Origin of the sequence: Amycolatopsis sp. WAC 04197 (assembly GCF_003947475.1) — a bacterium.
Lineage (GTDB): Bacteria > Actinomycetota > Actinomycetes > Mycobacteriales > Pseudonocardiaceae > Amycolatopsis > Amycolatopsis japonica.
The window spans coordinates 113,652-140,247 of the sequence record NZ_QHJK01000008.1; the positions used below are offsets into that span (position 1 = coordinate 113,652).

Annotated in this window: 29 protein-coding genes; 10 read left to right on the top strand and 19 right to left on the bottom strand. The window is 68.4% G+C overall.

The annotated features are described in order from the left end of the window. Window positions 1-29 precede the first annotated feature (29 nt). The 4 genes from DMC64_RS27610 to DMC64_RS27625 are packed head-to-tail and all read right to left on the bottom strand — an operon-like array spanning window position 30 to window position 2,548. Window positions 30-779, bottom strand: a complete 750-nt coding sequence (locus tag DMC64_RS27610) for a YebC/PmpR family DNA-binding transcriptional regulator (RefSeq protein WP_016334762.1) — start codon at window positions 777-779, stop codon at window positions 30-32. A 51-nt stretch (window positions 780-830) separates the two neighbouring features. Next, entirely contained in the window at window positions 831-1,460 is a 630-nt protein-coding gene (gene pdxT, locus DMC64_RS27615; protein WP_038512501.1) for a pyridoxal 5'-phosphate synthase glutaminase subunit PdxT, read from the bottom strand. A gap of 54 nt (window positions 1,461-1,514) precedes the next feature. Further along, the gene (locus tag DMC64_RS27620) at window positions 1,515-1,835 is read right to left on the bottom strand and encodes an AzlD domain-containing protein (RefSeq protein WP_007034928.1); all 321 of its coding nucleotides are present in this window, start codon (window positions 1,833-1,835) and stop codon (window positions 1,515-1,517) included. Next, a complete protein-coding gene (locus DMC64_RS27625) occupies window positions 1,835-2,548 on the bottom strand; it encodes an AzlC family ABC transporter permease (RefSeq protein ID WP_037338952.1) in 714 nt (237 codons plus the stop codon). Before DMC64_RS27625 ends, DMC64_RS27620 begins: the two co-directional genes overlap by 1 nt. A gap of 68 nt (window positions 2,549-2,616) precedes the next feature. Between DMC64_RS27625 and DMC64_RS27630 the strand changes: the two genes are divergently transcribed. Continuing rightward, window positions 2,617-3,183 carry a helix-turn-helix domain-containing protein gene (locus DMC64_RS27630; protein ID WP_037338954.1) on the top strand — a complete coding sequence of 189 codons (567 nt, stop codon included), beginning with the start codon at window positions 2,617-2,619 and terminating at the stop codon, window positions 3,181-3,183. Here DMC64_RS27630 and DMC64_RS27635 read toward each other — a convergent pair whose 3' ends face one another. Then, window positions 3,184-4,560 (bottom strand): APC family permease, encoded by a 1,377-nt coding sequence (locus DMC64_RS27635; protein WP_125735894.1) that lies wholly within the window; start codon window positions 4,558-4,560, stop codon window positions 3,184-3,186. A 143-nt stretch (window positions 4,561-4,703) separates the two neighbouring features. Between DMC64_RS27635 and DMC64_RS27640 the strand changes: the two genes are divergently transcribed. Together DMC64_RS27640 and DMC64_RS27645 are read left to right on the top strand one after the other, a co-directional pair. Beyond that, complete coding sequence (locus DMC64_RS27640) at window positions 4,704-5,315, top strand: TetR/AcrR family transcriptional regulator (RefSeq protein WP_125735895.1); 612 nt, start codon at window positions 4,704-4,706, stop codon at window positions 5,313-5,315. Beyond that, complete coding sequence (locus tag DMC64_RS27645; protein WP_125735896.1) at window positions 5,312-6,379, top strand: P1 family peptidase; 1,068 nt, start codon at window positions 5,312-5,314, stop codon at window positions 6,377-6,379. The genes DMC64_RS27640 and DMC64_RS27645 overlap by 4 nt, the downstream gene beginning before the upstream one ends. Window positions 6,380-6,392: 13 nt before the next feature. On the opposite strand, the gene DMC64_RS27650 is transcribed toward DMC64_RS27645, so the two are convergent. After that, window positions 6,393-6,809: a hypothetical protein gene (locus DMC64_RS27650; RefSeq protein WP_125735897.1), complete on the bottom strand. Its 417-nt coding sequence runs from the start codon at window positions 6,807-6,809 to the stop codon at window positions 6,393-6,395. Window positions 6,810-6,885: 76 nt separating this feature from the next. On the opposite strand from DMC64_RS27650, the gene DMC64_RS27655 reads away from it, so the two are divergent. Further along, window positions 6,886-7,311 (top strand): PaaI family thioesterase, encoded by a 426-nt coding sequence (locus DMC64_RS27655; protein ID WP_125735898.1) that lies wholly within the window; start codon window positions 6,886-6,888, stop codon window positions 7,309-7,311. Window positions 7,312-7,536: 225 nt separating this feature from the next. Then, window positions 7,537-7,833: a YkvA family protein gene (locus DMC64_RS27660; RefSeq protein WP_037338967.1), complete on the top strand. Its 297-nt coding sequence runs from the start codon at window positions 7,537-7,539 to the stop codon at window positions 7,831-7,833. 92 nt (window positions 7,834-7,925) lie between these two features. On the opposite strand, the gene DMC64_RS27665 is transcribed toward DMC64_RS27660, so the two are convergent. Then, on the bottom strand, window positions 7,926-8,324 hold the full coding sequence (locus DMC64_RS27665) for a peptidase inhibitor family I36 protein (RefSeq protein WP_158634259.1): 399 nt from the start codon (window positions 8,322-8,324) through the stop codon (window positions 7,926-7,928). Between the two features lie 373 nt (window positions 8,325-8,697). Here DMC64_RS27665 and DMC64_RS27670 point away from each other — a divergent pair, with 373 nt between their 5' ends. Genes DMC64_RS27670 through DMC64_RS27680 form a run of 3 tightly spaced genes read left to right on the top strand, consistent with a single transcriptional unit; the run spans window position 8,698 to window position 10,841 of the window. Further along, window positions 8,698-9,123: a helix-turn-helix domain-containing protein gene (locus DMC64_RS27670; protein ID WP_125735900.1), complete on the top strand. Its 426-nt coding sequence runs from the start codon at window positions 8,698-8,700 to the stop codon at window positions 9,121-9,123. Between the two features lie 44 nt (window positions 9,124-9,167). Next, entirely contained in the window at window positions 9,168-9,635 is a 468-nt protein-coding gene (locus DMC64_RS27675; protein WP_052120600.1) for a hypothetical protein, read from the top strand. A gap of 21 nt (window positions 9,636-9,656) precedes the next feature. Then, complete coding sequence (locus DMC64_RS27680) at window positions 9,657-10,841, top strand: MAB_1171c family putative transporter (protein WP_125735901.1); 1,185 nt, start codon at window positions 9,657-9,659, stop codon at window positions 10,839-10,841. Window positions 10,842-10,919: 78 nt separating this feature from the next. Here DMC64_RS27680 and pdxS read toward each other — a convergent pair whose 3' ends face one another. Both pdxS and DMC64_RS27690 read right to left on the bottom strand, forming a co-directional pair. Further along, entirely contained in the window at window positions 10,920-11,834 is a 915-nt protein-coding gene (pdxS, locus tag DMC64_RS27685; protein ID WP_016334773.1) for a pyridoxal 5'-phosphate synthase lyase subunit PdxS, read from the bottom strand. Window positions 11,835-12,029: 195 nt separating this feature from the next. Further along, entirely contained in the window at window positions 12,030-13,448 is a 1,419-nt protein-coding gene (locus DMC64_RS27690) for an FAD-binding oxidoreductase (protein ID WP_125735902.1), read from the bottom strand. Window positions 13,449-13,612: 164 nt separating this feature from the next. Here DMC64_RS27690 and DMC64_RS27695 point away from each other — a divergent pair, with 164 nt between their 5' ends. Further along, window positions 13,613-15,721, top strand: a complete 2,109-nt coding sequence (locus DMC64_RS27695; RefSeq protein ID WP_037338979.1) for an elongation factor G-like protein EF-G2 — start codon at window positions 13,613-13,615, stop codon at window positions 15,719-15,721. A gap of 71 nt (window positions 15,722-15,792) precedes the next feature. Here DMC64_RS27695 and DMC64_RS27700 read toward each other — a convergent pair whose 3' ends face one another. From DMC64_RS27700 to DMC64_RS27725, 6 genes are all read right to left on the bottom strand, one after another. Next, window positions 15,793-16,254, bottom strand: coding sequence for an XdhC family protein (locus DMC64_RS27700; RefSeq protein WP_125735903.1), 462 nt, complete (start codon window positions 16,252-16,254; stop codon window positions 15,793-15,795). Between the two features lie 12 nt (window positions 16,255-16,266). Then, entirely contained in the window at window positions 16,267-16,749 is a 483-nt protein-coding gene (locus DMC64_RS27705) for an NUDIX hydrolase (protein WP_125735904.1), read from the bottom strand. Beyond that, window positions 16,746-17,891, bottom strand: coding sequence for a glycosyltransferase family 4 protein (locus tag DMC64_RS27710; RefSeq protein WP_072030876.1), 1,146 nt, complete (start codon window positions 17,889-17,891; stop codon window positions 16,746-16,748). Before DMC64_RS27710 ends, DMC64_RS27705 begins: the two co-directional genes overlap by 4 nt. Before the next feature lie 22 nt (window positions 17,892-17,913). Further along, the gene (locus DMC64_RS27715; RefSeq protein WP_125735905.1) at window positions 17,914-18,831 is read right to left on the bottom strand and encodes a phosphatidylinositol mannoside acyltransferase; all 918 of its coding nucleotides are present in this window, start codon (window positions 18,829-18,831) and stop codon (window positions 17,914-17,916) included. Then, on the bottom strand, window positions 18,828-19,469 hold the full coding sequence (pgsA, locus tag DMC64_RS27720) for a phosphatidylinositol phosphate synthase (protein WP_016334780.1): 642 nt from the start codon (window positions 19,467-19,469) through the stop codon (window positions 18,828-18,830). Before pgsA ends, DMC64_RS27715 begins: the two co-directional genes overlap by 4 nt. A gap of 104 nt (window positions 19,470-19,573) precedes the next feature. Next, a complete protein-coding gene (locus DMC64_RS27725; RefSeq protein ID WP_125735906.1) occupies window positions 19,574-20,116 on the bottom strand; it encodes a MarR family winged helix-turn-helix transcriptional regulator in 543 nt (180 codons plus the stop codon). Between the two features lie 118 nt (window positions 20,117-20,234). Between DMC64_RS27725 and DMC64_RS27730 the strand changes: the two genes are divergently transcribed. Continuing rightward, window positions 20,235-20,777, top strand: coding sequence for a YceI family protein (locus DMC64_RS27730; RefSeq protein WP_034307837.1), 543 nt, complete (start codon window positions 20,235-20,237; stop codon window positions 20,775-20,777). A 198-nt stretch (window positions 20,778-20,975) separates the two neighbouring features. Here DMC64_RS27730 and DMC64_RS27735 read toward each other — a convergent pair whose 3' ends face one another. From DMC64_RS27735 to DMC64_RS27750, 4 genes are all read right to left on the bottom strand, one after another. Further along, window positions 20,976-21,512, bottom strand: coding sequence for an HIT domain-containing protein (locus tag DMC64_RS27735; RefSeq protein ID WP_037338994.1), 537 nt, complete (start codon window positions 21,510-21,512; stop codon window positions 20,976-20,978). Then, window positions 21,509-23,569 carry a threonine--tRNA ligase gene (thrS, locus tag DMC64_RS27740; RefSeq protein ID WP_125735907.1) on the bottom strand — a complete coding sequence of 687 codons (2,061 nt, stop codon included), beginning with the start codon at window positions 23,567-23,569 and terminating at the stop codon, window positions 21,509-21,511. Before thrS ends, DMC64_RS27735 begins: the two co-directional genes overlap by 4 nt. A gap of 138 nt (window positions 23,570-23,707) precedes the next feature. Beyond that, a complete protein-coding gene (locus DMC64_RS27745; RefSeq protein ID WP_037339000.1) occupies window positions 23,708-24,322 on the bottom strand; it encodes a malonic semialdehyde reductase in 615 nt (204 codons plus the stop codon). A gap of 108 nt (window positions 24,323-24,430) precedes the next feature. Beyond that, on the bottom strand, window positions 24,431-25,957 hold the full coding sequence (locus DMC64_RS27750) for a sugar transferase (RefSeq protein WP_199755115.1): 1,527 nt from the start codon (window positions 25,955-25,957) through the stop codon (window positions 24,431-24,433). Between the last annotated feature and the right edge of the window lie 639 nt (window positions 25,958-26,596).

The window sequence follows — 26,596 nt, forward strand, 5'->3', positions numbered from 1 at the left end:
GATTTTCCGCGGCATGACGGGAAAATCGATCAGCCGACCTCGGCCATGACCTCGTCCGAGACGTCGAAGTTCGCGTACACGTTCTGCACGTCGTCGCAATCCTCGAGCGCGTCGATGAGCTTGAAGACCTTCTTCGCGCCTTCGACGTCCAGCGGGACGCTGACCGACGGCAGGAACGTGAGATCCGCGGACTCGTACTCGAAACCGGCTTCCTGCAAGGCTTTCCGGACCGGGACGAGGTCGGTGGCCTCCGAAACGATCTCGAAGTTCTCGTCGAGGTCGTTGACCTCTTCGGCGCCCGCGTCGAGGACGGCCATGAGGACGTCGTCCTCACCGGCGTCACCCTTGGGCATGATCACGACGCCCTTGCGGTTGAACATGTAGGCGACCGAGCCCGGGTCGGCGAGCGAGCCGTTGTTCCGGGTGAGCGCGGTGCGCACCTCCATGGCGGCGCGGTTCTTGTTGTCGGTGAGGCATTCGATCAGCACGGCCACACCGTTCGGGCCGTAGCCTTCGTAGGTGATGGTCTGCCAGTCGGCGCCACCGGCCTCTTCACCGGCGCCGCGTTTGCGGGCGCGCTCGATGTTGTCCTGCGGGACCGAGTTCTTCTTGGCCTTCTGGATGGCGTCGTAGAGCGTCGGGTTGCCGTCCGGGTCGCCACCGCCGGTCCGGGCCGCCACCTCGATGTTCTTGATCAACCGGGCGAAGAGCTTGCCGCGCTTCGCGTCCAGGTTGGCCTTCTTGTGCTTCGTGGTGGCCCACTTGGAGTGGCCGCTCATCTCTCCTCCATCTACTCCTGTGCCCGCCGCTGAGCACAGTGTCGGTTTTGCTTAAGCCTGCCGCACGAGGTCGACGAACAGCCTGTGCACGCGTTCGTCCCCGGTGAGTTCGGGGTGGAACGACGTGGCGAGTACCGCCCCCTGCCGGACCGCGACGATCCTAGCGGCCGCGTCCTCGGAGCCCGGCATTTCGGGGACACTGGCGAGTACCTCGACCCCGTCGCCCGCCTTTTCGACCCACGGGGCGCGGATGAACACAGCGTGCACCGGGCCGCCTTCGATACCGGTGAAGTCGAGGTCGGCTTCGAAGGAGTCCACCTGCCGCCCGAACGCGTTGCGCCGGACGACGACGTCGAGTCCGCCGAGTTGCCGCTGGTCAGGCCGTCCGTCGAGGGCCTGGCGGGCGAGCAGGATCATCCCGGCGCAGGAGCCGAACGCGGGCATCCCGTCCGCGATGCGCTCGCGCAGCGGTTCCAGCAGTTCGAAGGTCTCCAGGAGCCTCGACATGGTGGTCGACTCGCCGCCCGGCAGCACCAGACCGTCCACTTCGGACAGTTCGCTCGCGCGACGGACCGGCAGCGCCCGCGCACCCGCGCGTTCCACCATCGCGGCGTGCTCCCGCACGTCGCCCTGCAGTGCGAGCACGCCGACCACCGGCCGTGCCCCCGTCGCGATCGCCACCCGACCTCCCGAAAGACCTTCCCCTTAGCTTAGGCGCCTCGGGGAAGGGCCAGGTCAGGGGACCCCGGCCAGCCGCAGCAGGGCGGCGGTCGCGGCCGCCGCGACGACGACCAGCGCGAACGGCGCCTTGCGCCAGGCGAGCACGCCGCCGACCAGCACCCCGGCAGGCCGGGCGTAACCGGCGAACTCGTGTCCCTCGGTGAGCGCGGCGACCGCGACGAGGGCGGCCAGCAGGACGACGGCCGAGCGCGCCATCAGCTTCTCGGCCTTGGGCGACACGGTGAACCGCGCCTTCAGCACGGGTCCGGCGAACCGGAAGGCGAAGGTCCCGGCGGCGAGCACACCGCCGGCGATGATCAGTTCCAGCGGATCCATCAGTGCACTCCCTCGGGTTCGCGTTCGGCGGGTTCCTTGGCCGCCACCCCGGCCAGCACGCCGACCAGCGCGAGCAGCACCGGCAGCCCGGCGGGCAGGAACGGCGTCGTGGCCAGTGCGACGGCGACGCCGACGAGTACCGGCAGCCGGGCGGCGCGGTCGCGCAGCGACGGCAGGACCAGCGCGAGCAGGACCGCCGGGAAGGCCGCGTCGAGCCCGAACGCGTCGGTGTCGCTGATCGCCGTCCCGGCGTAGGCCCCGGCGAGGACACCGACGTTCCAGCAGACGAACAGCCCGATCCCGCACACCCAGTACGCGGCCTTACGCCGCTCTTCGTCGCGCTGGGCCAGCGCGAACGCGACGGATTCGTCGATCATCAGGTGGCTGCCGACCACCCTCGACGACCACCGTTTCCCGAGGACGTCGCCGATCGCGAAGCCGAAGGGCAGATGCCGCGCGTTGGCCAGCAGACCCGCCGCGACGGCCGCGACCGGGCTGCCGCCCGCGGCGATGATGCCGACGAACATGAACTGCGAGGCACCGGCGAAGACCAGCACCGAAAGCAGCATCGGCGCCCAGATCGGGAAGCCGGAGCCCACCGCGATGGCGCCGTAGGAGATGCCGACAATGGTGTCGGCGAGGCAGACCAGCCCGATGTCACGGAGAAGATCGCGCCCCAGGACACGAGTGGTTGTTCGCCATATCGAACGCATAGCGTCATACAATGAACGAACGCAGCCGTGTTCGTCAAGGCGAACGCAACGACCGATGGAGCGAACGCATGTCCCCGACCGCGTCCGACGGTGCCCCACTGGACGTCATCGCCATGTCCCTGCGCCGGGAACGTGCCCGCACCGGGCTGTCCCTCACCGAGGTCGCCAAACGCGCGGGCATCGCGAAATCCACGCTCTCGCAGCTGGAGTCCGGCACCGGGAACCCGAGCGTCGAGACGATCTGGGCGCTGTGCGTCGCGCTCGACGTCCCGTTCTCGCGGGTGGTCGAGCCGGAACGCCCGCGCGTGCAGGTCATCCGCTCGGGCAGCGGCCCGACGGTGTTCGCCGAACACGCCGATTACGCGTGCACGCTGCTCAGCTCCTGCCCTCCCGGCGCCCGGCGCGACGTGTACCTGATTCGCGCCGAGCCCGGGAAACCGCGGCTTTCGGATCCGCATATGAGCGGCATCGTGGAGCACATTGTCCTCAGCGCGGGCCGCGCCAAGGTCGGGCCGCTGGACGAGCCGATCGAACTGCTGCCCGGCGACTACATCTGTTACCCCGGCGACGTGCCGCACATCTTCGAGGCGCTGGAACCGGGCACGTACGGCGTGGAGATCGCCGAGTACACCTGATCAGGCCGGCTCCTCCGCCTTCTCCTCGGTGACCTCGGCGAGCTTCCAGTCGCCCTTCCGCCGCAGCACCAGGACGTAGTACGCGATCGACAGCAGGGCGACGCAGGCGGTGACGATCAGGCTCGGCCGTCCGACCGCCGGGTCGAGCACGTTCTGGTAGACGACGAACACGAGGACGCCCAGCGCCAGCACCGGCGCGACCGGGAACCACGGCATCCGGTACTTCGCGTGCGCGGTGGCTCCGGTGCGCCTTCCGACGATCGCGCCGAGACAGAGCGCCGCGTAGACGGCCACGATCGACGTGCTGGTCACCACCAGCAGCAGTTTCGGGTCGACGAAACAGAGCAACGCGGCGACCAGCCCGGTGCCGACGGTGGCGACCCACGGCGTCCCGAACTTCGGGTGCACCGAGGCGAGCGCCCGGTTGACCGGCGACGGCCACGCGCGGTCGCGGCCGCTGCTGAACAGCATCCGTGAGCTGATCAGCACGATCGCCAGCACGGCGTTGATGATCGCGAGCGCCACCGCCAGGCCGATAACGGTGTCGAGGGTCCCGCCGCCGCGCGAGCCGATGAAGTAGGACAGCATGTTCTCCGAGGTGAACAGCGCGTTCAGATCGGGCGCGCCGAGCAGGACCGCGGTCACCGGGATCAGTTCGGCGAGCACCGTGATGCCGAGGGCCATCAGGATCGCGCGGGCGATGCCGCGTGAGGCGTCCTGCGTCTCCTCGCCGAAGTACACCGCCGAGCCGTAGCCGTTGTAGGCGAAGATCGCGACCGAGGTGGCGATCGCGATGGCGCCGACCGTGGCCGGGCCGCCGTCCGAGGCGACCGGATGGGCCAGCAGTTCGGTGAACGAGCGCGCCGGGTTCAGCAGGCCGAGCGCGCTGACCACGATCAGCGCGAGGATCTCGATCGCCAGGAAGATCCCGGTGACCCAGGCGTTGAGCTTGATGTCGAACACCCCGACGACGGCCGCGACCACGCAGGTCACGGCGGCGATCACCGAGCCGGGCACCCCGGGCAGGAGCACGCCGAGATAGGTGCCGACGCCGAGCGCGATCACCGCGACGATGAGCACCTGCGTGATGATCATGAGGCCGAGTACCGCGAAGCCGGGCAAGCGGCCGAGCGTGCGGGTGACGATCGCGTACTCGCCACCCGCCAGCGGGAAGGCCGACGCGAGTTCGGCGTAGACGAAGGCCATGAACACACCGACCACCGCGGCGGCCACGAAGCTGTAGAAGGCGCCCGTCCCGGCGCCGGAGAGCACCCCCGGCGCGATGATGAAGACCGACGAAGCGGGACTGATCGCGGAGAGCGTGATGAGCAGCGTGCCGAGGGTGCGCAGACCGCGGCGCAGGGCGGGAGTGGACACGGCCGACCTCCTACAAGGTGGGTTCCTTGAATCTCCTTCGAAGAACTGTTGAGCACGCATCAAAGGCCCTCCACGGTGTGACGTCAAGGGCTGATCGCGCGCAGCTCTTGCGTTTTTCGAACAAGATTCGAAGAATGAGGGACATGGCGAGACCGAGCAAGGCACCGGAGCGACGAGCCGAACTGATCGAGGTGGCCAGACGAGCCGTCCTCGAACGCGGCGTGCTGAACCTGCGGCTGAGGGACGTCGCCGAGGGCGCGGGCCTGTCGCCGGGTTCGGTCCTGTACTACTTCCCCACCCTCGCGGATCTGCTCCAAGAGGTGCAGCGCGAGGCGGTGGCGCGGTTCTGCTCGGCGAGGGAGCAGGCCGCGGGCGCGAAGACGAAGCCGTCCGACCGGCTGCTGGCGATGATCCGCAGCGGTCTGCCGACCGGTCCCGACGACGAACTCTGCGTGCTGCTCTACGAACTCGGCACGATCGCCCGCCGCGATCCCGCGTACGCCGCCCGGCACATCACGCTCTACGAGCAGCAGGTCCGGATCTACACCGGCATCCTCGAAGCCGGCGCGGCCACCGGCGAGTTCACCCTGACCGCGGAGCCGGTGTCGATCGCGCGGAACCTCGTCGCGCTGGAAGACGGCTACGGCCTGCACCTCACCCAGGCCGTGCCGACGATGGAAACCGCCACCGCCGAAGCGATGTTGCTCTCCTATGCCCGCACCGCCACCTCGAACTCCTTGGAGGACCGTTCATGACCCGCGCCCGTGACCTGGGTGTCCCGCTGCCCGGCCGGACCGGCGAGCACAACGCGCTCACCGACGTCCCCGGCGTCGAGATCGGTTTCACGACCCTCGTCGAGGGCGAGTCGGTGCGCACCGGCGTCACCGCCGTCCTGCCGCGCGGACGCGAGGACTTCGCCGTACCGTGCGCGGCCGGGACGTACGCCCTCAACGGCAACGGCGAGATGACCGGCACCGCGTGGCTGGCCGAGACCGGGTCGCTGACCCTGCCGGTGCTGATCACCTCGACGCACGCCGTCGGCGCGTGCCACCGCGGCACGATCGACTGGGTCGTCCGCGAGCGACCCGACGTCGCGGCCGAATGGCTGCTGCCGGTGGTCGCCGAGACCTGGGACGGCTACCTGAACGACAGCACCGCGCCGACCATCCACAGTGGACACGCCATCGCCGCGATCGACGCCGCGCGGCCGGGTCCGGTCAGCGAGGGTTCCGTCGGCGGCGGCACCGGGATGACCTGTTACGGCTTCAAGGGCGGCACCGGTACGGCCTCCCGCGTCGTGTCCTATGGGGACGACGAGTACACCGTGGGAGCGTTGGTACAGGCCAACTTCGGCTCACGCCGCGAGCTCACCGTCGCGGGCGAGCACGTCGGAGCCGAACTCGGCGCCGACAACCCGATGGAGGAGGCATGGACGGCGCCGTCCGGTGCCGGGTCGGTGATCGTGATCATCGGCACCGACGCTCCCCTGCTGCCCGGCCAATGCACGTCGCTCGCCCGCCGGGTCCCGCTCGGCCTCGCCCGCACGGGAACCGCGGGTTCACATTTCTCCGGCGACCTCTTCCTGGCGTTCAGCACGGCGAATCCGGGAGCGCTCACCAGCCGGTTCCCCCGCACGGAGGAAGCCGAGTACGAAACCATGCGTTTCGTCCCGTGGGGCAGGCTCGATCCCTTCTTCGAGGCTGTCGTGCAGGCGACCGAGGAGGCGGTGCTCAACGCGCTGTTCGCGAACGAGGAGATGACCGGTCACCGCGGGCACCGGGTTCCCGCGCTGCCGACCGGACGCTGGACCAGGTCCTGACGCTCGTCGCCGATCAGAGCCAGTCCGCCTCAATACCGCGGGCGCGCAACGACTCCAGCGCCGCTTCGTTGCCCGTGAAGAGCAAGGTCATCGACTTCAGGTTGGGAAAGTGTTCGACGTCGGCGAACTCGTCGACGTCGAACAGGGAGTCCTCGCCGTCCCAGTTCGGCGCGATCTCGAGGTAGATCTCGTTGCCGCCGTCCATCTCGATCTCGGTGATCTTCTCCGCGAGCTCGGCGGGGACCTCGAGCGCCTCGAAGTAGGCCGACGCCTCGGGGACCGCCTCGACGCTCCCGGCGTCGTAGGTGAAGCCCTTCTCGGCGGCGTACTCCCGCAGGTCGAACTTCGGGAGGAGTTCCTGGTTGTACATCAGCTCTTGGACCACGGCGAGCTTGAAGTTGAAGTCGGTGAACTGGATCGTCTGGCTCATGCCCGGACCTTATAGCGCGACATGTCCGGATAGGTCGGGTTCCGGAGAAGTGGTCCGATGGCAGGATGGTGGCCTGATGACCGAACTGACTCTCGAAGACGCCCGGAAGGGCCTCGCCTCGCAACCGTTCAGCGTTCTGCTCGGGGCGAGGGTGGCCTCGTTCGGGAACAGTGCCGCGACCCTGGAACTCGACATCCGCGAAGATCTGTTGCAACAGAACGGGTATCTCCACGGCGGCGTGCTCGCCTATGCAGCGGACAACGCGATCACCTTCGCGGCCGGGACCACCCTGGGTCCGGACGTCCTCACCGGCGGCTTCAGCATCAACTACCTGCGGCCGGCACAGGGAATCCGGCTCGTGGCGGAGGCGCGGGTCCTGCACAGCGGCCGGCGCCAGGCGACTTGCCGCTGCGACCTGTACGTGATCGGCGAAGACGGGACCACGACGCTCAGTGCCGCAGCGCAGGGAAGCGTGCTGACCAGGAACGGCCCCACTCGCTGATGGACGCGGGACGGTGAGACCGACAACAACGGCGAACTGAACACCGCGATGCTCGACACGACGTCGCGCTTCGCCGGTGCTCGCGCAGCAGGTGCAACTTCGCCCAGCCGACCAGGCGGGGACGCAGAGTCCGGCGGAAAGCATCGTGTCCGCGAGCCGACACGCGGTCCACTACCGTGTAGTCGGCGCCGTGCTCCGGTTGTCGTCATGGCGAGAGGGGATCGCGTGGAGTCTCTGTGGACGACGCTCGGTGTCGTGGCCGTTGTGGTGATCATCGCCTTCGTCCTGATCACACTGTTCCTCTTGGTCAAACTGGTCAGGAAACATCGCCAGGTCCATCGGCCTGACACGCCGGTGCCGACCAAGGTCACCTACTGGCTTTCCCTTGCCTACACGGTGTTCCCATTCGACCTGCTGCCCGACCCGGTCTACTTCGACGACATCGTGGTCTTGACCGGCGGACTGATCTACGTCAGCAAGTCGCTCACCAAGAAGACCCGCGAAGCCCGCCGATCGGACTAGCGGGAACTGGCCGCGGCCGTCGTGAAGGGGACTTTCCCCGCATACGATGCGGGGAAAGCGCCCTCACCACGTGAGACGAAGAGAACCGTCCACTAGGGACAGCCCTGGTAGCCGATCGACGAGGCGCGGTCGTTCCAGTCGGGGGTGAAGTTGCCGCTGGTGCCGGCGGGCATGGTGTTGTCCGGGTTGCCTCCCCAGTAGCCGTCGGAGACACAGAAGTTCTGGCCCGTACGGTTCCACCACGAGGTCGCCTGATTGTCGAAGGTCCCACCGCACGCGCTGCACGAGATGGTCCGGAAGTCGCCGTTGTACTGGTTCGGGAGCCAGTAGACGATGGTTCCTTCGCCGTTGGCGTGCTGGAACAGGCACATCTCCCCGTTGTAACAGTCGTTCCAGCCTGCCGCCTGCCGGATTCCCTGCGACACCGAGGATCCCTCGGCCGAGTCCCCCGACGAGGCCGTGGCGGCCGGAGCGCCGGCAAGCAGCGTCACCCCCACCATCATGGCGAGGCCCCATGCACTCCTCGAACGTGTTCTTCCCGATCCGTTCATGATCAACCTCCACGAGAACGAGTGGACGCACAGCGCGATCGATTTCCGGACAGCCCCACGAAGCAGATAATATGACTGGAACGCCATCCTCGATCACTTTGATGACACGATCGACTGTAGTGACCCGGTTCCAACGTGGTCAATAAGCTGACTGGCCTACAATGCTCAGTCATTTCAGTGGTTCTCGCGAGCCGACTGCCCGCCCGCATCGGGGCAACAGTGCTTTACCAGAACGATCTGCGGCGATCGACCCGACTGATATCGTCCTTGAAGGCCGATCAGTCTACTGATCCACGTGGAGCGGAGGTTGTCCGTGGACAACGAGCAGCCGGTCCCGCGGACCCTGGCCGAGAAAGTGGACTACCTGTTCCGGGAGGTCCATCCACGCGACCGGAAACCCTTCACCCATCCCGAGGTGGCGAAGGCCACCGGTCTCTCCACTGGACTGCTTTCCGCGCTGCGTTCCGGGAAGAACGTCAACCCCACCAAGGACACCTTGGAGAAGCTGGGCAAGTTCTTCGGCGTCTCGGCCGTCTATTTCCTGGACGACGAGCCGTCCGAACAGGTGAGCGCTCAGATCGCGTTGGCCGCACTGTTGCGGGACGCCGGAATCGCCCGGGTGGCCGCTAGGATGGTCGGTCTGTCCGATGGGAGTCTGGAAACCGTCACGGCCATGACCGAACAGCTACGAAAGCTGGAAGGACTCGACTCCGACAACGCTGGGGGGCGTCGAACTTGAGGTGGCGTCGCGGATCCCGCGGGATCGAACGACGGTGTCGGCAGGTGGTGGGTCAACTGGTGGTACCGGACTCGTGCGACGTCCTGCAATTGTGCGCTCAAGTGGGGGAACAACGGGGCAGGCCGATCGCGCTTCTGCCGCTGCCGATGGCGGCCTCGGGCGCCTGCGGGCTTTGGATGTCGGGATCCTCGACTGACTACGTCTGCTACGAGCGCGACACCACGCCCGTGCACCAGGCGCATATCGTCCTCCACGAACTGGGCCACATCCTCTGTGAGCATCCCGGCGCTGAGCGCCCCGAGTCGGTGCTTGCGGGCATCTTTCCCGACCTGAGCGGCACCACGCTCAAGATCATGCTGGCCCGGCAGCACGCGGGTTTCACCACTCAGGACGAGGCCGAAGCGGAGACCGTGGCCTATCTGATTTCCGAGATCATCGAGACGCGACCGCGTCGTCCGTGCCGGGAACCGACCGAGATGAGTGCCCGGTTGAGTCAGGCGCTGGAACGGTGACGGACCCTGGGGGATGCCTGGATGCCGGTGGCCAGCGTTGTTCATCTCATCGCACTGACAGCCATCGCCGCTGCCGTCGTCTACCGGGCCACGACCTGGCGTGAAGACAACAAGGCCCCCGCCGGCCGGGCCTTGTCCTTGACGATGGTGAACCTCTTCGCCCTCTATCTCCTGGGCTGGGCTCCGGCCTACTGGCTGGCCTACGACCTGCTCGGCCGCGTTCCCAGCTTGCCGCAGGTCATCCAGCACGTGGCGTGGATGGCCATGTCCTTCTACGCCCACATCTTCGTCATCCGGGTCTCCGCCCCGGCGGGGCGGTTACGACGACGTCTGCGTTTCGGCAGGGCATTGTTCGGGGTCGCTCTCCCGTTGCTGCTGATCGGCTATGTGATCGGACCGCTGCGCATCGGGTTGCCGATCGTCGGGCCGAGCGGCACCCATGATCCAGGAGTGCTCGTCTACGACCTGATCTGGGAGACGCACAACATCATCGTCCTGGTCGACGTCTTGCTCGTCCGGTGGCGTGGGATGACCATCGAGAGCACCTATCTGCGGATCGGGGTGCGCTTCATGGGGCTCGGCTGTCTGATCTGGCTGGTCATGCTGATCCACAAGGTGGCTTACCAGACAATCGTCGGCTTGGGGTACGACTTGCCGTACGAAGAGAACGGCGTACACGGCATCCAGTTCTTGTTCTCCGCTCCAGGGGTCTGCTTCCTGGTGATCGGTATGACCATCCCGTCCTGGGGACCGCGAGTCGCCCGGTACCGGCACCAGCGTCGTGCCTACCGCCATCTGACCCCGCTGTGGGAAGCACTCGCACCGGCGCGCACGGCCATTCCGGTCGCGGCCCCGCGCGGCCCTCATGCCCGGCTGCGCCACCGAGTCATCGGCATCCGCGACGCACTGGTCGGTCCGCTGCGCGACCACCTCGACGAGAACACGATCCACCTCGCCAAGTGGGAAGCGATGCGGTCCGGGCTGACCGACGATGACGCGCAGGCGGTCGCCGAGGCGGCGCTCATCGCCGCCGCGGTGTCGGCGCATTCCCACAGCGGATCTGCCTCGATCACCGCGCCCCCTGCACCGCGGCTGCGGCAGGAAGAGAACTTCGACGCAGAGACTGCCTGGCTGGTCAAAGTCAGCCAGGCATACCGGCACTCCCCCATCGTTCCCGCGGTCCTGAGGCGACAGTCGTTGCCCTAGCGGTGTCCCCCGGAGTGTCCAGAACGCGGAAGAGGCCCCATGGACGGACGTCCACGGGGCCTCTCGAACGACTCTGGCTTACCAGCCGCGCTCGGAGAGACGGTGCGGCTCGGGCACGTCGTCGACGTTGATCCCGACCATCGCTTCACCGAGGCCACGCGAAACCTTCGCGATGACGTCCGGGTCGTCGTAGAACGTGGTGGCCTTGACGATCGCCTCGGCACGCTGCGCCGGGTTGCCGGACTTGAAGATGCCGGAGCCGACGAACACGCCTTCGGCACCGAGCTGCATCATCATCGCGGCGTCGGCCGGGGTCGCGATACCGCCCGCGGTGAACAGCACGACGGGGAGTTTGCCCTTCGCGGCGACCTCCTTGACGAGCTCGTACGGCGCCTGGAGTTCTTTCGCCGCAACGTAAAGCTCGTCCTCGGGCAACGAGGAGAGGCGGCGCAGTTCCGCGCGGATCTTGCGCATGTGCGTGGTCGCGTTCGAGACGTCGCCGGTGCCGGCCTCGCCCTTGGACCGGATCATCGCCGCGCCCTCGTTGATCCGGCGCAGCGCCTCGCCGAGGTTGGTGGCACCACAGACGAAGGGCACGGTGAAGGCCCACTTGTCGATGTGGTTTTCGTAGTCGGCCGGGGTCAGCACCTCGGACTCGTCGATGTAGTCGACGCCGAGCGACTGGAGCAGCTGAGCCTCGACGAAGTGGCCGATGCGGGCCTTCGCCATGACAGGGATCGAGACGGCCTCGATGATGCCGTCGATCAGGTCCGGGTCGCTCATCCGGGCGACGCCGCCCTGCGCGCGGATGTCCGCGGGGACCCGCTCGAGCGCCATCACCGCGACGGCACCGGCGTCCTCGGCGATCTTCGCCTGCTCGGCGGTGACCACGTCCATGATCACACCGCCCTTGAGCATCTCCGCCATCCCGCGCTTGACCCGGGCGGTGCCGGTGAGCGAGGTGGTGGCCGTGTTCGTGGAGTCGTCAGACACTGCTGGACCTTTCGGAAAGCGCACGAGTGAGGGTGACGCCTCCGAGGGTAGGCCGCTTTTGGACCTCTGAAGCAGGCCAGTTCGCGGCGATTTCAGCAGTCCACTGGGTGATCTGGCCCGCACCTCTCCCCCGCGTTTCGTCCTCTGGATGCGGTGGTTCGCTGTCGAACTACCGCATCCAGAGGACGAAACGCGTCAGCGGGCCAGGCCCTGTTCGAAGGCGAACAGGCCGTCCGGGTCGTACTTCCGCGCGACTCGGCGCAGTCGCGGCAGGCTTTCGCCGTAGTACGCCTTCGCCCACTCAGGCATCTCCGGGTCGATGTAGTTGATGTACCCGGCCTGCCCGTACTCGCGGCCGAGTTCGTCACGGACCCCGCCGATCACCTGGCGCGCGTACGCCTCGCCGCCTTCCAGACCACGGATGATCTGGACGCTGCCCAGCGCGGACCGGTGCGGGAAGCACGACTCGCTCGCTGGCACCCGCGCGATCGCGCCGCCGTACCCGTCCACGATCGAGTACAGCTGCGGATCGCTCGCCAGCAACGCCGCCAGCGCGTCCGGATCGGGCACCGGATGGGTCAGCATCCGCGAAGTGGCCACGTACTCGCCGCGCTGCGCGACCGCGGCGGGGAAGGCGGACTCCTGCGCGAAGGTGCGCATCGTGGCCAAGTGGCCTTGTTCGGTCACTTCGCGTCGGAGCGGCTGGACGCCGACGCGGCGGACCAGATCGTCCAGCAACGGGTTCACCTGCGCGGCGAAGCCCACGAAACACCCACCGCAGTTCGCGGCCGCGGCACCGAGACCCATCCCCGACCACAACTCGTCCGGCATCGCGGACTGCCACTCCTGCCAGGCCGCCACGAGAGCCGCCAGCGCGGCGGGCGGGAAGACCAGGTTGAAGTTCGTCAGCGTCCTGGCCGCCGCCGTGCGGAAGGTGAACGACGTGACGATGCCGAAGTTGCCGCCGCCACCGCCGCGCAACGCCCACAGCAGGTCCGGCGCCGTCTCCTCCGACACCAGGCAGGCCTTCCCGTCCGCGCCGACGAAACGCACCGACTCGACGTTGTCGCAGGTCAGGCCATACTTTCGGGCCAGAACCCCGATCCCGCCGCCGAGGGTCAGCCCGGCGATGCCGACCTGAGGGCAGCTACCGGCGGGCAGCGCGCGACCCGCCGCCGCAAGTGCCTCGTAGACCCGGCCGAGCTGCGCGCCCGCCCTGATCTCCGCCCGGCCACCGGGCAGGATCCGGACCGCGTTCAGCCGGGACAGGTCGACGACGAGCCCTTTGTCCACTATGGAATAACCGGCGTAACTGTGCCCGCCCGACCGGGCCGCGATCGGAATCCGCTGCCTGGCGGCGAAATCGACGCACCGGCGGACGTCGTCCTCGTTCGCGCAGACCGCGACACCGGCGGGCAGCCGATGGTCGTAGAGGCTGAAGAACCCGAGCCTCTTTTCGTCGTAGCCGGGGTCGCTGGGCCGGAACAGTTCCCCCGCCAACCGGGCACGCAGCCGCTCCCACGGACCACCGCCCTCGGGGATCGCGGCGGGCACCGCCGCCATCATCGGGACCGCCCCCGCCAGCCGTAACACCGTGCGTCTGTCGAGCTCCATCGCTCATCCCCCACCGTCGGATCCGCCTCCGGGTGTCCGCCATCGAGCATAACGGCGCGTCGACATTCGGGCGGTCCCTCGCCGGTCGCCTTGCCGCGACGCCCGTCGCGGGTGTGTGATCGAGGACACACCTGTACGCGGCATCGTGTGGTGAGGAGATCGGCATGGCCGACAAACAGAGCAAGAACGGAGACTCCGGGGCCGCCGTCGCTGTGGACGACCCGGCGAAGGTCCGCAACGTCGTCCTGGTCGGCCCTTCTGGATCGGGCAAGACGACGCTCGCCGAGGCCTTGCTCGCCGCGTCCGGCACGGTGACGCGGGCAGGCTCGGTGGTGGAAGGGACCACGGTGTGCGACCACGATCCCGCCGCGGTCCGGCAGCAGCGGTCGGTCGGCCTTTCGGTCGCGCCGGTGTTGCACCAAGACCACAAGATCAACCTCATCGACACCCCCGGGTACGCCGATTTCGTCGGTGAGCTGCGGGCCGGGCTCCGCGCCGCCGACGCGGCGTTGTTCGTGGTCTGCGCGGCGGAAGGCGTCGACGCGGCCACGGTCGCGGTCTGGGAGGAGTGCGCCGCGGTCGGGATGCCTAGGGCGGTGGTCGTCTCCCGGCTGGACCATCACCGCGCCGACCCCGAAGGCGAGATCGCGGCCTGCCAGGAGGCCTTCGGCGCCGGCGTCCTGCCGCTGTACCTGCCCGCGCGCGACGGGCTCGTCGGGCTCATCACGCGCCGCTATTTCGACTACTCCCAGGGCTTCCCGCCCGAAATCGGCGAGCCGGACGAGGCCGAGCTCAGCCGGATGACCGAGGCCCGCAACGAGCTGATCGAAGGGGTCATCGCCGAGAGCGAAGACGAGTCCCTGATGGACCGATACCTCTCCGGCGAGGAGATCCCCGAGGACACGCTGATCGCCGACCTCGAAACCGCCGTCGCGCGTGGTTCCTTCCATCCGGTGATCCCGGTGTGCGCGACGACCGGGGTCGGACTGGCCGAAGTCCTCGACGGGATCGTGCGCGCCTTCCCGTCGCCGCTGGAGCACGTCCCGCCGGAGGTCACCTCGCCCACCGGGGAGCCGCACGCCGGGCTCCGTGCCGACCCCGACGGCCCGCTGGCGGCCGAGGTGGTCCGGACCGCCGTCGACTCCTACGTCGGAAGGGTCTCGCTGGTGCGGGTGTTCTCCGGAACCCTTCGCCCGGAACGACCGGTGCACGTCTCGGGCCACGGCCTCGCCGAACGCGGCCACGAGGATCACGACGCCGACGAGCGGGTCGCGCATCTGTACTCCCCGCTCGGGGCGAACCTGCGCGAAGTCCCGTATTGCGTCGCGGGCGACCTCTGCGCGCTCACCAAGGTCGGCTCGGCGGAAACCGGCGACACCGTTTCCTCACCGGAAGACCCGCTGATCATGAAGCCGTGGGCGATGCCGGAGCCGTTGCTGCCGGTCGCCGTCGTCGCGAAGACCCGCAGCGACGAGGACACGCTGGCGCGTAATCTGTCCCGGCTGGTCGCGGGCGACCCCACGCTCCGGCTGGACCGCAACGCCGAGACCAACCAGCTGGTGCTGTGGTGCATGGGCGAGGCGCACGCCGACGTCGTGCTGTCGCGGCTGCGCGCGGGAGGCGCCGACGTGGGTACCGAACCCGTCCGCATCAGCCTGCGTTCGACGTTCGCCGGGCCGGCTCGCGGGCACGGACGGCACGTCAAGCAATCCGGCGGGCACGGTCAGTTCGCCGTCTGCGACATCGAGGTCCAGCCACTGCCGAGGGGGTCGGGCTTCGAGTTCGTGGACAAGGTCGTCGGCGGTTCGGTACCGCACCAGTTCATCCCGAGCGTGGAGAAGGGAGTCCGGGCGCAAGCCCAGCGGGGACTCGTCGACGGTCATCCGCTGATCGACATCCGGGTGACCCTGGTCGACGGCAAAGCGCACAGCGTCGACTCGTCGGACGCCGCGTTCCAGACGGCCGGCGCGCTGGCGTTGAAGGAGGCCGCCGCGGCGGGCAAGATCGCGCTGCTCGAACCACTCGAAGAGGTGGCCGTACGGCTTCCGGACGAGCACCTGGGCACCGTGCTGGGTGATCTCTCGTCCCGGCGCGGCCGCGTACTCGGCACCGAATCGGGTGAAGGCGGCCGCACGATCATCCGCGCCGAGGTGCCCGCTGTCGAGCTGCTGCGCTACGCGATCGACCTGCGTTCCCTGACGTCGGGCACCGCGACGTTCACCCGCAGGCACGCCCGGTTCGAGCCGATGCCGGAAGGGGCGGTGGCCTACTGACGCCCGCGTTTAGTCCTCTGAATGCGGTCCTTGCGCGCGCAAGAATCGCATTCAGAGGACTAAACGCGGGCCTACTTGAATTCGAAGCCGCCCGGACGGCCGTTCCGGTCCGCCACCAGACCGGCCAGGGTGGCGACGGCGATCTCGGGCGGCGTGCGTGAGCCGATGTTCAGTCCGACCGGGCGGTGGACGCGCGCGATCTCGTGGTCCGGAACGTCCAAAGCCTTGAGCGCGGCGACGTGCGGGCCCGCGTGGCGCGGGTTGCCGAGCACCCCGACCCACCGCGTCGGGCGGTCCAGCACGGCCTTGAGCACGTCGCCGAGCTCGGGCCGGTCGTGATCGGTGACGACGACGTCGGCGTCCGCGCCGAGTTCCGGCAGCGTCGTGACGGCCTCCAGGCCTGGCTCGACGTCCGTCACGCGTGCGCCGTCCGGCTCGAACAACACGGCCGTGTAGCCGAGGTCCTTGCCGTAGCGCAGGAGGAACGACGCGACCGGCGTCGCGAACACCGCCACCAGCAGCCGATCGCTCATGGGTGCGTCCTCCTAAAGTTCGGGCTCGGCGATCTCGAAGTATTCCGGAAGCCGGGCGGTCCCGGCGAGGCCGAAGTACCGGACCTTCCGGCGCCGCCTCAGATGCAGGGTGTCCCGGACGGCGTCGTTGTGCACGCGGCGCGCGATGACGACGCGGTGCTCGGCGTCGGTCAGCTCTTCGGCCAGCGTCGACGGCAAGGCCGCGCGATCGACGCGCGCCAGCCGCAGCGTCAGTTCGCTTTCCTCGGCTTCGCGATCCGGCCTCGGCGCGCGCTCGGCGCGCTCGCCCAGCGTGCGCAGCTCCTCGTCACCGAGGATCGCGGCGGCCGCCCTCGCGACGACGGCGCGCCGCGCGAGGGCGGCGTCGAGCGCCGCCCAGCCCGCGTCCGTGCGGACGTGCAGCCGGTCGAGCCGGTTCGCCGTCGCGAGCAGGAACAACCCGCCCAGTACCACGATCGCGGCCACCAGACCGCCGATCCACACCCAGGTCGTCACCGGCTGAACTCGCGTTCGCCCGCGCCGACCCGCCGGGGGTCGGCGGCGATCGCCGTCTCGTAAACCCGCAGGACCTGCGTCGTGACCACGGACCAGTCGAACATCGCGACGCGCTCCCCCGCCGCCGCCGCCAGCGATGCCCGTCGGGCCGGGTCTCCGAGCAGCTCGCGCAGCCCGTCGGCCAGCGCCGCCGCGTCGCCGGTCTCGGTCAGCATCCCGGCCTTGCCGTCGTCGAGGACCCGGCGGAACGAGTCGAGGCCGCTCGCCAGGACGGGCGTTCCCGCCGCCATCGCCTCGGTGAGGATCATCCCGAAGCTCTCGCCGCCCGTGTTCGGCGCGCAGTAGACGTCGACGCTGCGCAACGCCCGCGCCTTCGTCTCGTCGTCGACCTGGCCGAGCAGATCGATATGCGGCGCCAGCTCCGGCCCGGCCTCGCGCCGGAGCTGATCGGCGTCGCCGCGGCCGACGACCAGCAGCCGCAGCTCCTCGAACTCCGGCAGCAGCATCCGCAACGCCTCCAGCAGCACCCCCATCCCCTTGCGGGGCTCGGTGTACCGCCCGACGAAACCGACCGTGCCGCCCGCTCGCGGGTAGCCGTCCAGCGGGAGCGCGCGGGAGAAGAAGTCGACGTCGACGCCGTTGGGCACCTCGACCGCGTCACCCCCGGCGTGCTCGACCTGGACCCGACGGGCCAGCGCCGAAACCGCGATCCGCGCGGTGATCTTCTCCAGCAGCGGCCGCAGCACCGGCTGGAACGCCGCCAGTGTGCGCGAACGCGTCGTCGCGGTGTGGAAGGTCGCCACGATCGGACCGTCCGCGACCTTCAGCGCCAGCAACGAAAGACTCGGCGCGGCGGGCTCGTGCAGGTGCAGGACGTCGAAGTCGCCGTCGCGGATCCATCGCCGCACGCGGGCATAGGACACCGGGCCGAACTGCAGCCGCGCGACCGAGCCGTTGTACGGGATGCCGAGCGCTTTCCCGGCGGGGACCACGAAATCCGGGACGTCGGAGTCCTCGTCCGCCGGTGCGAGCACCGAGACCTGATGCCCGCGCGCCAGCAGCGCCTTCGCGAGATCGATGACGTGTCCCTGCACGCCGCCCGGCACGTCGAACGAATAGGGGCAGACGATCCCGATCTTCATGACCCGCGACTGAGCCATCCGCTCAGCTCGCTTCGCCGAGTTCGGCCTGTTCCCCGGCTTCGAAATCGGAGATCCAGAACTTCTGCATCATGTGCCAGTCGGCGGGATGCGCGGCGATGTCCCCGGCGAAGATGTCCGCCAGCGCCTGGGTGGCCGCCGGGACCTCGGAGCGGTTCGTCACCCGGATCCGCGGGTGCAGGCGGATCTGCCAGCCGTCCTCGGTGAACCAGCAGCCGGCCGGGATCAGCGCGGCGCCGGTGGTGGCGGCGAGCCTGGCCGGCCCGCCCGGCATGCGGGTCTGCTCGCCGAAGAACTTGACCGGCACGCCGGAGTTCGTCAGGTCCCGGTCCCCCACCAGGCAGATCGCCTTGTTCTCCCGCAGCCGCTTGAGCAGCACTCGCATCGCGGAGCTGTCGCCGGTCAGCGGGACGATCTCGAAACCGAGCGATTCCCGGTAGGACACGAACCGCTGGTACAGCGACTCGGGTTTCAGCCGCTCCGCGACCGTGGTGAAACCACCGAGATAGTCGGCGAGCCAGACGCCGGCGGCGTCCCAGTTCCCGCTGTGCGGCAGCGCCATCACCGCGCCGTTGCCCTCGGCGAGGGCGGCGTCGAGGTTCTCCACGCCGGTGATCGACTGGGCGACCTTGCGGCTGACCTCCTTGCGGTCCATCGAGGGCAGCCGGAACATCTCGTGCCAGTAGCGGGCGTACGACCGCATCGCGCGGCGGGTCAGTTCGTCGAGTTCGACGCCGTCCGCCTGCGGCACGACCCTGGCGAGATTGCGCCGAAGCTGGCGCACCCCGCCGCCGTCCCGCCGGACGGCCAGATCGGCGCCCAGGCCGAAGGTCACCGAGCCCATCGACTCCGGCAGCCAGCGCGCGAGCCGCCAGCCCGTCGCGTAGCCGAAGTCACTGAGCCGCTGGGAGAACCCGCTCATGCCCCGCCCTCCGCGGCGGGTGGCCCCGCCGCCTTGGCGGCCCTCGCCGCCTTGGCCACCGCGGCCGTCCGCTGCAGGAGGGTGATCACCGAAAGCACCGCGAGAAGCCAGAGCGTGATGTCCACGGTGTACGGAACGCCCAGACCGTGCAGTCCGGTTCCCACGAGGGCGATGATCAGGCGTTCCGCGCGTTCGACGAGGCCGCCGTCGGCCTCCAGCCCGGAGGCCTCGGCGCGGGCCTTGACGTACGAGATGACCTGCGCGAGCACCAGGCAGATCAGCGCGGCGGCCGCGGCCGGGCGGTTGTCGTCGTGGACGAAGCACCACCAGGCGATCGCGGCGAACAACGCGCCGTCGACCAGCCTGTCGCAGGTCGCGTCGAGGACGGCGCCGAACGCCGTGCCGTACCCGCGGGCGCGGGCCATCGCGCCGTCGAGCAGGTCCAGCATCGCGAAGCCCCAGACGGTGAAGGTGCCCCACAGCAGCATGTCGTTGGGAAAGAACCCGAGCGCGCACAGCACCGCCCCGGCCGTGCCGATGACGGTCATCGCGTTGGGGGTCAGACCGGCACGCACGAGCACCTTCCCCATCGGGTCGGTGACGCGGGAAACGGAGGCGCGCGCGAAAATGTTGAGCATCGGTTCTTCAGGTGCACCTAAAGCAGCAGGGTCGGGTGGCCGCCCGAAGCCTATCCACCCGCACCGACACTCGTCGTCGCGCCCGCCCCTGGACCGGCTCCAGGTCAGTCCGCTTTGGCCAGTTCGGCCGAGTCGGCGAGGTCCGCGAGACCCTCTTCCCGCAGCGCCAATTCCGCCTCGGCGGCGGCGCATTTCGGCGACAGCCGCTCCAGTACGGCGGCGCTGATCTCGCCGAGCGCCTTCACCTGTTCGGGGGTCAGCGGGTCGAAGAGGCTCTCGCGGACCGCCTCGACGTGCCCGGGCGCGGCCTCCTCCAGCGCGGCGAAACCGTCGGCGGTGAGCACCGCCCAGGAACCGCGTTTGTCGGTGGGACAGGACTCACGACGCACCCAGCCGTTCGCCTCCAGGCGCGCGACCGCGTGCGAGAGCCTGCTGCGCGACGCCTTGCGCGCGTCGGCGAGCTCGCTCATCCGCAGCCGCCGCTCCGGCGCCTCGGAAAGGGCGACGAGCACTTCGTAGTAGGTGTGAGGCATGCCCGCCTCGTGCTGAAGCTGGCCCTCCAGGTGCGCTTGCAGCATCCGCGTGGCCGCGGAGAAGTCGCGCCAGACTTTTTGCTCCTCGTCGGAGAGCCATCGGGGTTCGGACATGACGCCCATTCTACCCCTGGTTGAGCGCTCAACCAAATTGCGCTACAGTCGTTGTTGAGCGCTCAACCAGACGAGGGTTCACCACGAACGCACACAGACTTTTTGGAGATCGACTCACATGACCACCACCGAGATCCCGGGCTACGTCGCAGGCAAGTGGACGATCGACACCGCCCACTCCGACATCGCCTACACCGTGAAGCACCTCGGCCTGGCGAAGTCCCGGGGCAACTTCACCGCCTTCACCGGTGAGGTCGTCACCGCCGACAACATCCTCGACTCGTCGGTCACCGTCGAGATCGACGCCTCGTCGGTCGCCAGCGGCGTCGACGGTCGTGACACACACCTCAAGTCCGAGGACTTCTTCCACGTCGACGAGCACCCGGTCATCACCTTCCGCTCGACCGGCATCCGCGAGGACGGCGGCGACTACGTCATCGACGGCGAGCTCACCTGGCGCGGCAAGACCGTCCCGGTCTCGCTCGAGGCGGAGTTCAACGGCATCGGCACCAACCCGGCCAACGACAACGCCACCACCCTCGGCGTCTCGGCCACCGCCACGGTGAACCGCCGCGACTTCGGCATCGGCCCGGAGGGCAACGCCTTCCTGTCCGAGAAGGTCAAGATCGACATCGAGCTGCAGGCCGCGCTCAACGCCTGAGGCCCCTCGAGTGTCATGAAAGGGCCGTTCAGGACGTTTTTCGTCTTGAACGGCCCTTTCATGACATCAGCCACCGGCCGCCCCCCGGCCCTGGGGTGACCACCGGCGCGCGCTAGGAACGGTCCTTTCCTTGCAAAATTTGCAAGGAAAGGACCGTTCATTGCATTCCGGAGCGGAACAGAGGCGCGCGGGCCCGAACTACCAGGCGTCCGCCAGCAACTGCCGCGTCTCCCCCAGCAACTGCGGCAACACCTTCGTGTGCCCGATCACCGGCATGAAGTTCGCGTCGCCACCCCACCTCGGCACCACGTGCTGGTGCAGATGCGCGGCGATGCCCGCGCCGGCGATCACGCCCTGGTTCATCCCGATGTTGAACCCGTGCGCCGACGACACCTCCCGGATCACCCGCATCGCGTGCTGGGTGAACTCCGCCACCTCGACGGTCTCCTCCGGCGTCAGGTCCGTGTAGTCCGCGACATGGCGGTACGGAACGGCCATCAGGTGCCCGGGGTTGTACGGGTACAGGTTCAGCACCGCGTACACCGTCTTCCCGCGCGCGAGGATCAGCGCGTCCTCGTCACTCTTCTCGGGGAGATGGCAGAACGGGCACCCCTCGTCGGGTCGCTTCGACCCCTGCACGTAGGCGAGCCGATGCGGGGTCCACAGGCGCTGCAACGCGTCCGGGACCCCCACACCGTCCTGTCCGACGACGTCAGGGCCATCGAGGCCCGTCACCGGAGTACCGCCTCCAAGCCCGCCACGGTCGGCGAAGCGTTCTCACGGCGCTGGACCCAGCCGGCGATCGCCTCGACGGCGTCGTCCACCGAGACACCGTTGATCTGGCCGCCGTCACGGAACCGGAACGACACCGCGCCCGCCTCGACGTCCTTCGCGCCCGCCAGGAGCATGAAGGGCACCTTCTGCGTGGTGTGGGTACGGATCTTCTTCTGCATCCGGTCGCCGCTCGCGTCGACGTCGACCCGGATCCCCTTGGCCCGCAGCGCCTTCTCGACCCCGCGCAGGTGCTCGACCTGGTCCTCGGTGATCGGGATGCCGACCACCTGGACCGGCGACAGCCACGCCGGGAACGCGCCCGCGTAGTGCTCGGTCAGCACGCCGAAGAACCGCTCGATCGAGCCGAACAGCGCGCGGTGGATCATCACCGGGCGCTGACGGCTGCCGTCGCCCGCGGTGTACTCCAGTTCGAACTTCTCGGGCAGCATGAAGTCCAGCTGGATGGTCGACATCTGCCAGGTGCGGCCCAGCGCGTCCTTCGCCTGCACGGAGATCTTGGGCCCGTAGAACGCGGCGCCACCCGGATCCGGCACCAGTTCCAGCCCGGAGTCCACGGCGGCGGTGCGGAGGACCTCGGTCGCCTCGTCCCACACCTCGTCCGAACCGATGTACTTCTCGTCGTTCCGAGTCGACAGTTCGAGGTAGAAGTCGTCGAGACCGTAGTCGCGCAACAGGTTCAGCACGAAGTCCAAAAGGGACTTCAGCTCACCGGGGACCTGCTCCAGGGTGCAGAAGATGTGCGCGTCGTCCTGCGTCATGCCGCGCACGCGGGTCAGGCCGTGGATCACGCCGGACTTCTCGTAGCGGTACACGGAACCGAACTCGAACATCCGCAGCGGCAGTTCCCGGTAGGAACGCCCGCGCGAACGGAAGATCAGGTCGTGGAACGGGCAGTTCATCGGCTTGAGGTAGTAGTCCTGGCCGGGTTTGCGGACCGAACCGTCCTCGTTGTGCTCGGCGTCGAGGTGCATCGCCGGGTACATGCCGTCGCGGTACCAGTCGAGGTGACCGGAGGTCTCGAACAGCGCGCCCTTGGTGATGTGCGGCGAGTAGACGAAGTCGTAACCGGCCTCGACGTGCCGCTGGCGCGAGTAGTTCTCCATCTCCTGCCGGATGATCCCGCCCTTGGGGTGGAACACCGGCAGCCCCGAGCCGATCTCGTCGGGGAAGGAGAACAGGTCCAGCTCGACTCCGAGCTTGCGGTGGTCGCGCCGCTCGGCCTCGGCCAGGCGCTCCAGGTAGACGTCCTGCGCCTCGGCGGATTCCCACGCGGTGCCGTAGATCCGCTGCAGCTGCGGGTTCTTGTCGTCCCCGCGCCAGTAGGCGGCGGCGACCCGGGTGAGCTTGAACGCCGGGATGAACTTGGTGGTCGGCACGTGCGGGCCGCGGCAGAGGTCGCTCCACACGCGTTCCTTGGTGCGCGGGTCGAGGTTGTCGTAGATGGTCAGCTCGCCGCCGCCGACCTCCATCACCTCTGAGGTGTCCACATCGGACTTGATGTCGACGAGTTCCAGCTTGAACGGCTCGTCGGCCAGTTCCTTCTTGGCCTCGTCGACCGAGTCGAAGACGCGGCGGGAGAACTGCTGCGCGCCCTTCACGATCTGCTTCATGCGCTTCTCGAGCGCCTGCAGGTCTTCCGGGGTGAACGGGGTGTCGACGGCGAAGTCGTAGTAGAAGCCGTCCTTGACCGGCGGGCCGATGCCCAGTTTGGCCTGCGGGAACTGCTGCTGCACGGCCTGGGCGAGCACGTGGGCGGCCGAGTGGCGGATGACGCTGCGGCCGTCCTCGGTGTTCGCAGCGACGGCTTCGACCTCGGCTTCGGCCTCCGGGGCCCAGGAGAGGTCGCGGAGGTTCCCCTCGGCGTCGCGCACGACGACGATCGTGTCCGGCCCCTTGGTCGGCAGCCCGGCTTCGCGGACCGCGGTGCCCGCCGTAGTGCCCGCCGGTACCACCACGCGCGGGGCGGTTGCGGCTGCTACTGACGACGGCTGGGACACGATGGACTCCTCGCGGTTAAAGCGGATGGTTCCCGTGATGTTAGTCGTCAGGTGCGGCGCGGCTCACGCGCGTTACCCCTAACACCACGAAGGCCTCCTTCCCATCGGAAGAATGCCTTCGCGTATCGAGGAACGAGGTCAGACGGTCTCGACGACCTCGTCGAAGTCCAGCCGCGGCAGGCGGTCGAACCACGGGTTCTCGCCCGGCTTGCCGACGTTGATCACGACGAGGGACTTCCACGGCTTGTCCGCGAAGAACTCCTTGTCGATGCCCTCGGCGTCGAAGCCGGTCATCGGGCCGGCGGCCAGCCCGGCGGCGCGGACGCCGATGATGAAGTAACCGACCTGCAGCAGCGCGTTGAGCTTGGCGGTCTCGACGCGAGCAGCCTCATCGGCGAACAGGTCCTTCGCGCCCGGGAAGTGCGGGAAGGTGCGCGGCAGGTTCTCGTGGAACTCGGTGTCGGCGGCCAGCACGACGGTCACCGGCGCGGCCTCGGTCTTGGCGCGGTTGCCCTCGGACATCAGCGGGGACAGGCGCTTCTTGCCCTCTTCGGTGCGGATCACCAGCGCACGCAGCGGCTGGTTGTTCATCGACGTCGGGGCCCATTTGACCAGCTCGTAGATCGCGCGGATCTGCTCGTCGGTCACCGGCTCGTCGCTGAAGTTGTTCGCGGTGCGGGCCTCGCGGAACAACAGGTCCTGAACGTCCTGCGGGAGGTTCAAGGCTTCGGTCGGCTCAACGCTGGTGGTCATGGGTGGATCTTCCTTCCGTACGCGTCCTGTACCCGTCCCAACCTAGTTGAGCGCTGAACTATTTCTCGCTCAACTATCTCTGCGTGTGGGTCCGGTCACAGGAAAGCGTCAGTAGGCACCTCGTCCCTGCACCACCGCGCGGAAGGTCTTCCAGAGGATCACCAGGTCGAGGGCCAGCGACCAGTCCTCCACATAGCGCAGGTCGAGGCGGATGCTCTCGGCCCAGCTGAGGTCACTGCGGCCACTGACCTGCCAGAGGCCGGTCAGCCCCGGCTTGACCAGGAGACGGCGGCGCGCGTCGGGAGCGTACTTCGCGGTCTCCTCGGGCAGCGGCGGACGGGGGCCGACGAGCGACATCCGACCGCTCACGACGTTGAGCAACTGCGGCAGCTCGTCGAGGGAGTACCGGCGGAGAAGCCCGCCGACCCGGGTCACCCGCGGGTCCTTGCGCATCTTGAACAGCGGGCCCGCGCCTTCGTTGTCCGACTGGAGATCCTGCTTGAGCTTGTCGGCATTGGTGACCATCGTGCGGAACTTCAGCATCGTGAAGGTGTGCCCGTCGCGGCCGACGCGACGCTGCCGGTAGATCACCGGGCCGTGGTCGTCCAGTTTGATCGCGACCGCGATCGCCAGCAGCAGCGGGGAAAAGAGGGTGAGGAGCAAGGCGGAGCCGAACCGGTCGAGTGCTTCCTTGACCAGACGACGGCCGCCGGTGAACATCGGCGCGGTCACCCGCAGCAGCGGCATGCCGAGCACGCCGGAGACGTTCAGCCGGGGGCCGGCGACCTCCATGAGCATCGGCGCGACCACCATCTCGGCCGACGTTCCTTCGAGGTCCCAGGCGAGCCGCTGGAGGCGCTTCGGGTTCCAGTGCTGATCGGCGGTCACGGCGACCACCCGGTAACCGCCGCGGCGGACGTGGCCCGCGAGGTCGTCGAGCTTCCCGACGATCGGGACGCCTTCCACCTCGCCGCTCCCCCGCTCCGCGCCGGCACCGGAATACGTGCAGACGGCCTCCACGCGCCAGCCGACATGAGGATCGGCCTTCGTGCGGGCGATCAGATCGGCGACCGTGTCGGGACTTCCCGCCGCGAGCACCGGGAGCAGGCATTCACCGAGCCGCCTGCGCCGGTGCAGCACCTGTCTCAGCGCGTACCGCTGCAGGAACATGAAGATCGAGATCATCGGGACGACGATGAAGACCCACGGCTGCACGGCGAGCGCGCCGAAGAGCAGGCCGCCCAACGCGACGAGGACAGCGGTGGCCACGAGGCCGCGCCCCAGCGTCCGGTATTCCTCCGCGCCCTCGCCCAGTACACGCGGGCTCCAGGCACGGCAGACCGACAACCCGAACAGGAAGGCCGCGGCGGTACCGAGCGCGTGCATGTCGTGCGGATCGGATCGATCGATCAAGAAGGCGCTCATCACGATGAGCACGAACGCGGTGAAAACGTCACTACCGATGACCCAGGCGCGGTAGCGCGATTCCCAAGCCGCGTACGGGGGCCGCGCCGACGTGGTGTCGACCGCGGCGGCATCGCCCGCGCCCCGTTGCGGGGGAAGCGGAATCGACTGGAGGTCGATGTGCTGCGGCGTCCCGTTGACGGTGGACGACGGCCGCACCGACTCTTCCATCAGACCTCCCGGAGTGGGAATTCCCGAACGCCGGATCAACACGCTGAGTAAATGAGACTGATCTCGAAGAGTGATCGATTCTCAAGGTCTCTCAGCGGCCGATGGGGCGACACACGCCAAGGTATCGGCCACTCTCCGGCCATCGTTACAAGGATTTCCAGCCACACCCTGGGCGAGCATCCGGCAAATGAATGCCGTGTTGATAACAAGATGATGACGATGCGTAATAGACCGTATCCTCCGAACAACTACTCAAAGTAGTCACGAATTCCCATGGCTCACGGCCACTTGGAGCACCGGTTCCCCGATCGGCCGAACAGCCCGGAAAACTCCACAGTGGACGGTTCGCGCGAGTCGATCTCCGACCGGTCCACTGTGGATTTCACACCCCGCGAGGACCACGGCCCGCCGGGTGCGCCCACCGCGCGCCGACCTACCTTGTCAATCGGTCACCGGCGTGGCGTTTCGTCACATCACGTCAGCGTCACGGCGGCCCCTCGGCCGGAGCCGGACGAGTGAGCCGCCCGGCCATGCCCCACATCACTTTCTTCATGGTCTGGACCTTTGCACGGACGTTTCGTGCCGAGGATCACAAAGAAGTCTCAATGGTCGGATCATGCGACATTTTCGTGTCGCGAC

What these genes read in the sequence shown, in the direction of transcription:
- DMC64_RS27625 (WP_037338952.1), bottom strand. Translation starts at nt 2,548, where the DNA reads ATGCGTTCGATATGGCGAACAACCACTCGTGTCCTGGGGCGCGATCTT.
- DMC64_RS27645 (WP_125735896.1), top strand. Translation starts at nt 5,312, where the DNA reads ATGACCCGCGCCCGTGACCTGGGTGTCCCGCTGCCCGGCCGGACCGGC.
- DMC64_RS27745 (WP_037339000.1), bottom strand. Translation starts at nt 24,322, where the DNA reads ATGACCACCAGCGTTGAGCCGACCGAAGCCTTGAACCTCCCGCAGGAC.
- DMC64_RS27690 (WP_125735902.1), bottom strand. Translation starts at nt 13,448, where the DNA reads ATGGAGCTCGACAGACGCACGGTGTTACGGCTGGCGGGGGCGGTCCCG.
- DMC64_RS27710 (WP_072030876.1), bottom strand. Translation starts at nt 17,891, where the DNA reads ATGAAGATCGGGATCGTCTGCCCCTATTCGTTCGACGTGCCGGGCGGC.
- DMC64_RS27680 (WP_125735901.1), top strand. Translation starts at nt 9,657, where the DNA reads ATGCCGGTGGCCAGCGTTGTTCATCTCATCGCACTGACAGCCATCGCC.
- DMC64_RS27715 (WP_125735905.1), bottom strand. Translation starts at nt 18,831, where the DNA reads ATGAGCGGGTTCTCCCAGCGGCTCAGTGACTTCGGCTACGCGACGGGC.
- DMC64_RS27640 (WP_125735895.1), top strand. Translation starts at nt 4,704, where the DNA reads ATGGCGAGACCGAGCAAGGCACCGGAGCGACGAGCCGAACTGATCGAG.
- DMC64_RS27610 (WP_016334762.1), bottom strand. Translation starts at nt 779, where the DNA reads ATGAGCGGCCACTCCAAGTGGGCCACCACGAAGCACAAGAAGGCCAAC.
- pgsA (WP_016334780.1), bottom strand. Translation starts at nt 19,469, where the DNA reads ATGCTCAACATTTTCGCGCGCGCCTCCGTTTCCCGCGTCACCGACCCG.
- DMC64_RS27620 (WP_007034928.1), bottom strand. Translation starts at nt 1,835, where the DNA reads ATGGATCCGCTGGAACTGATCATCGCCGGCGGTGTGCTCGCCGCCGGG.
- DMC64_RS27750 (WP_199755115.1), bottom strand. Translation starts at nt 25,957, where the DNA reads ATGGAAGAGTCGGTGCGGCCGTCGTCCACCGTCAACGGGACGCCGCAG.
- DMC64_RS27650 (WP_125735897.1), bottom strand. Translation starts at nt 6,809, where the DNA reads ATGAGCCAGACGATCCAGTTCACCGACTTCAACTTCAAGCTCGCCGTG.
- DMC64_RS27725 (WP_125735906.1), bottom strand. Translation starts at nt 20,116, where the DNA reads ATGTCCGAACCCCGATGGCTCTCCGACGAGGAGCAAAAAGTCTGGCGC.
- DMC64_RS27730 (WP_034307837.1), top strand. Translation starts at nt 20,235, where the DNA reads ATGACCACCACCGAGATCCCGGGCTACGTCGCAGGCAAGTGGACGATC.
- DMC64_RS27695 (WP_037338979.1), top strand. Translation starts at nt 13,613, where the DNA reads ATGGCCGACAAACAGAGCAAGAACGGAGACTCCGGGGCCGCCGTCGCT.
- DMC64_RS27630 (WP_037338954.1), top strand. Translation starts at nt 2,617, where the DNA reads ATGTCCCCGACCGCGTCCGACGGTGCCCCACTGGACGTCATCGCCATG.
- DMC64_RS27655 (WP_125735898.1), top strand. Translation starts at nt 6,886, where the DNA reads ATGACCGAACTGACTCTCGAAGACGCCCGGAAGGGCCTCGCCTCGCAA.
- DMC64_RS27700 (WP_125735903.1), bottom strand. Translation starts at nt 16,254, where the DNA reads ATGAGCGATCGGCTGCTGGTGGCGGTGTTCGCGACGCCGGTCGCGTCG.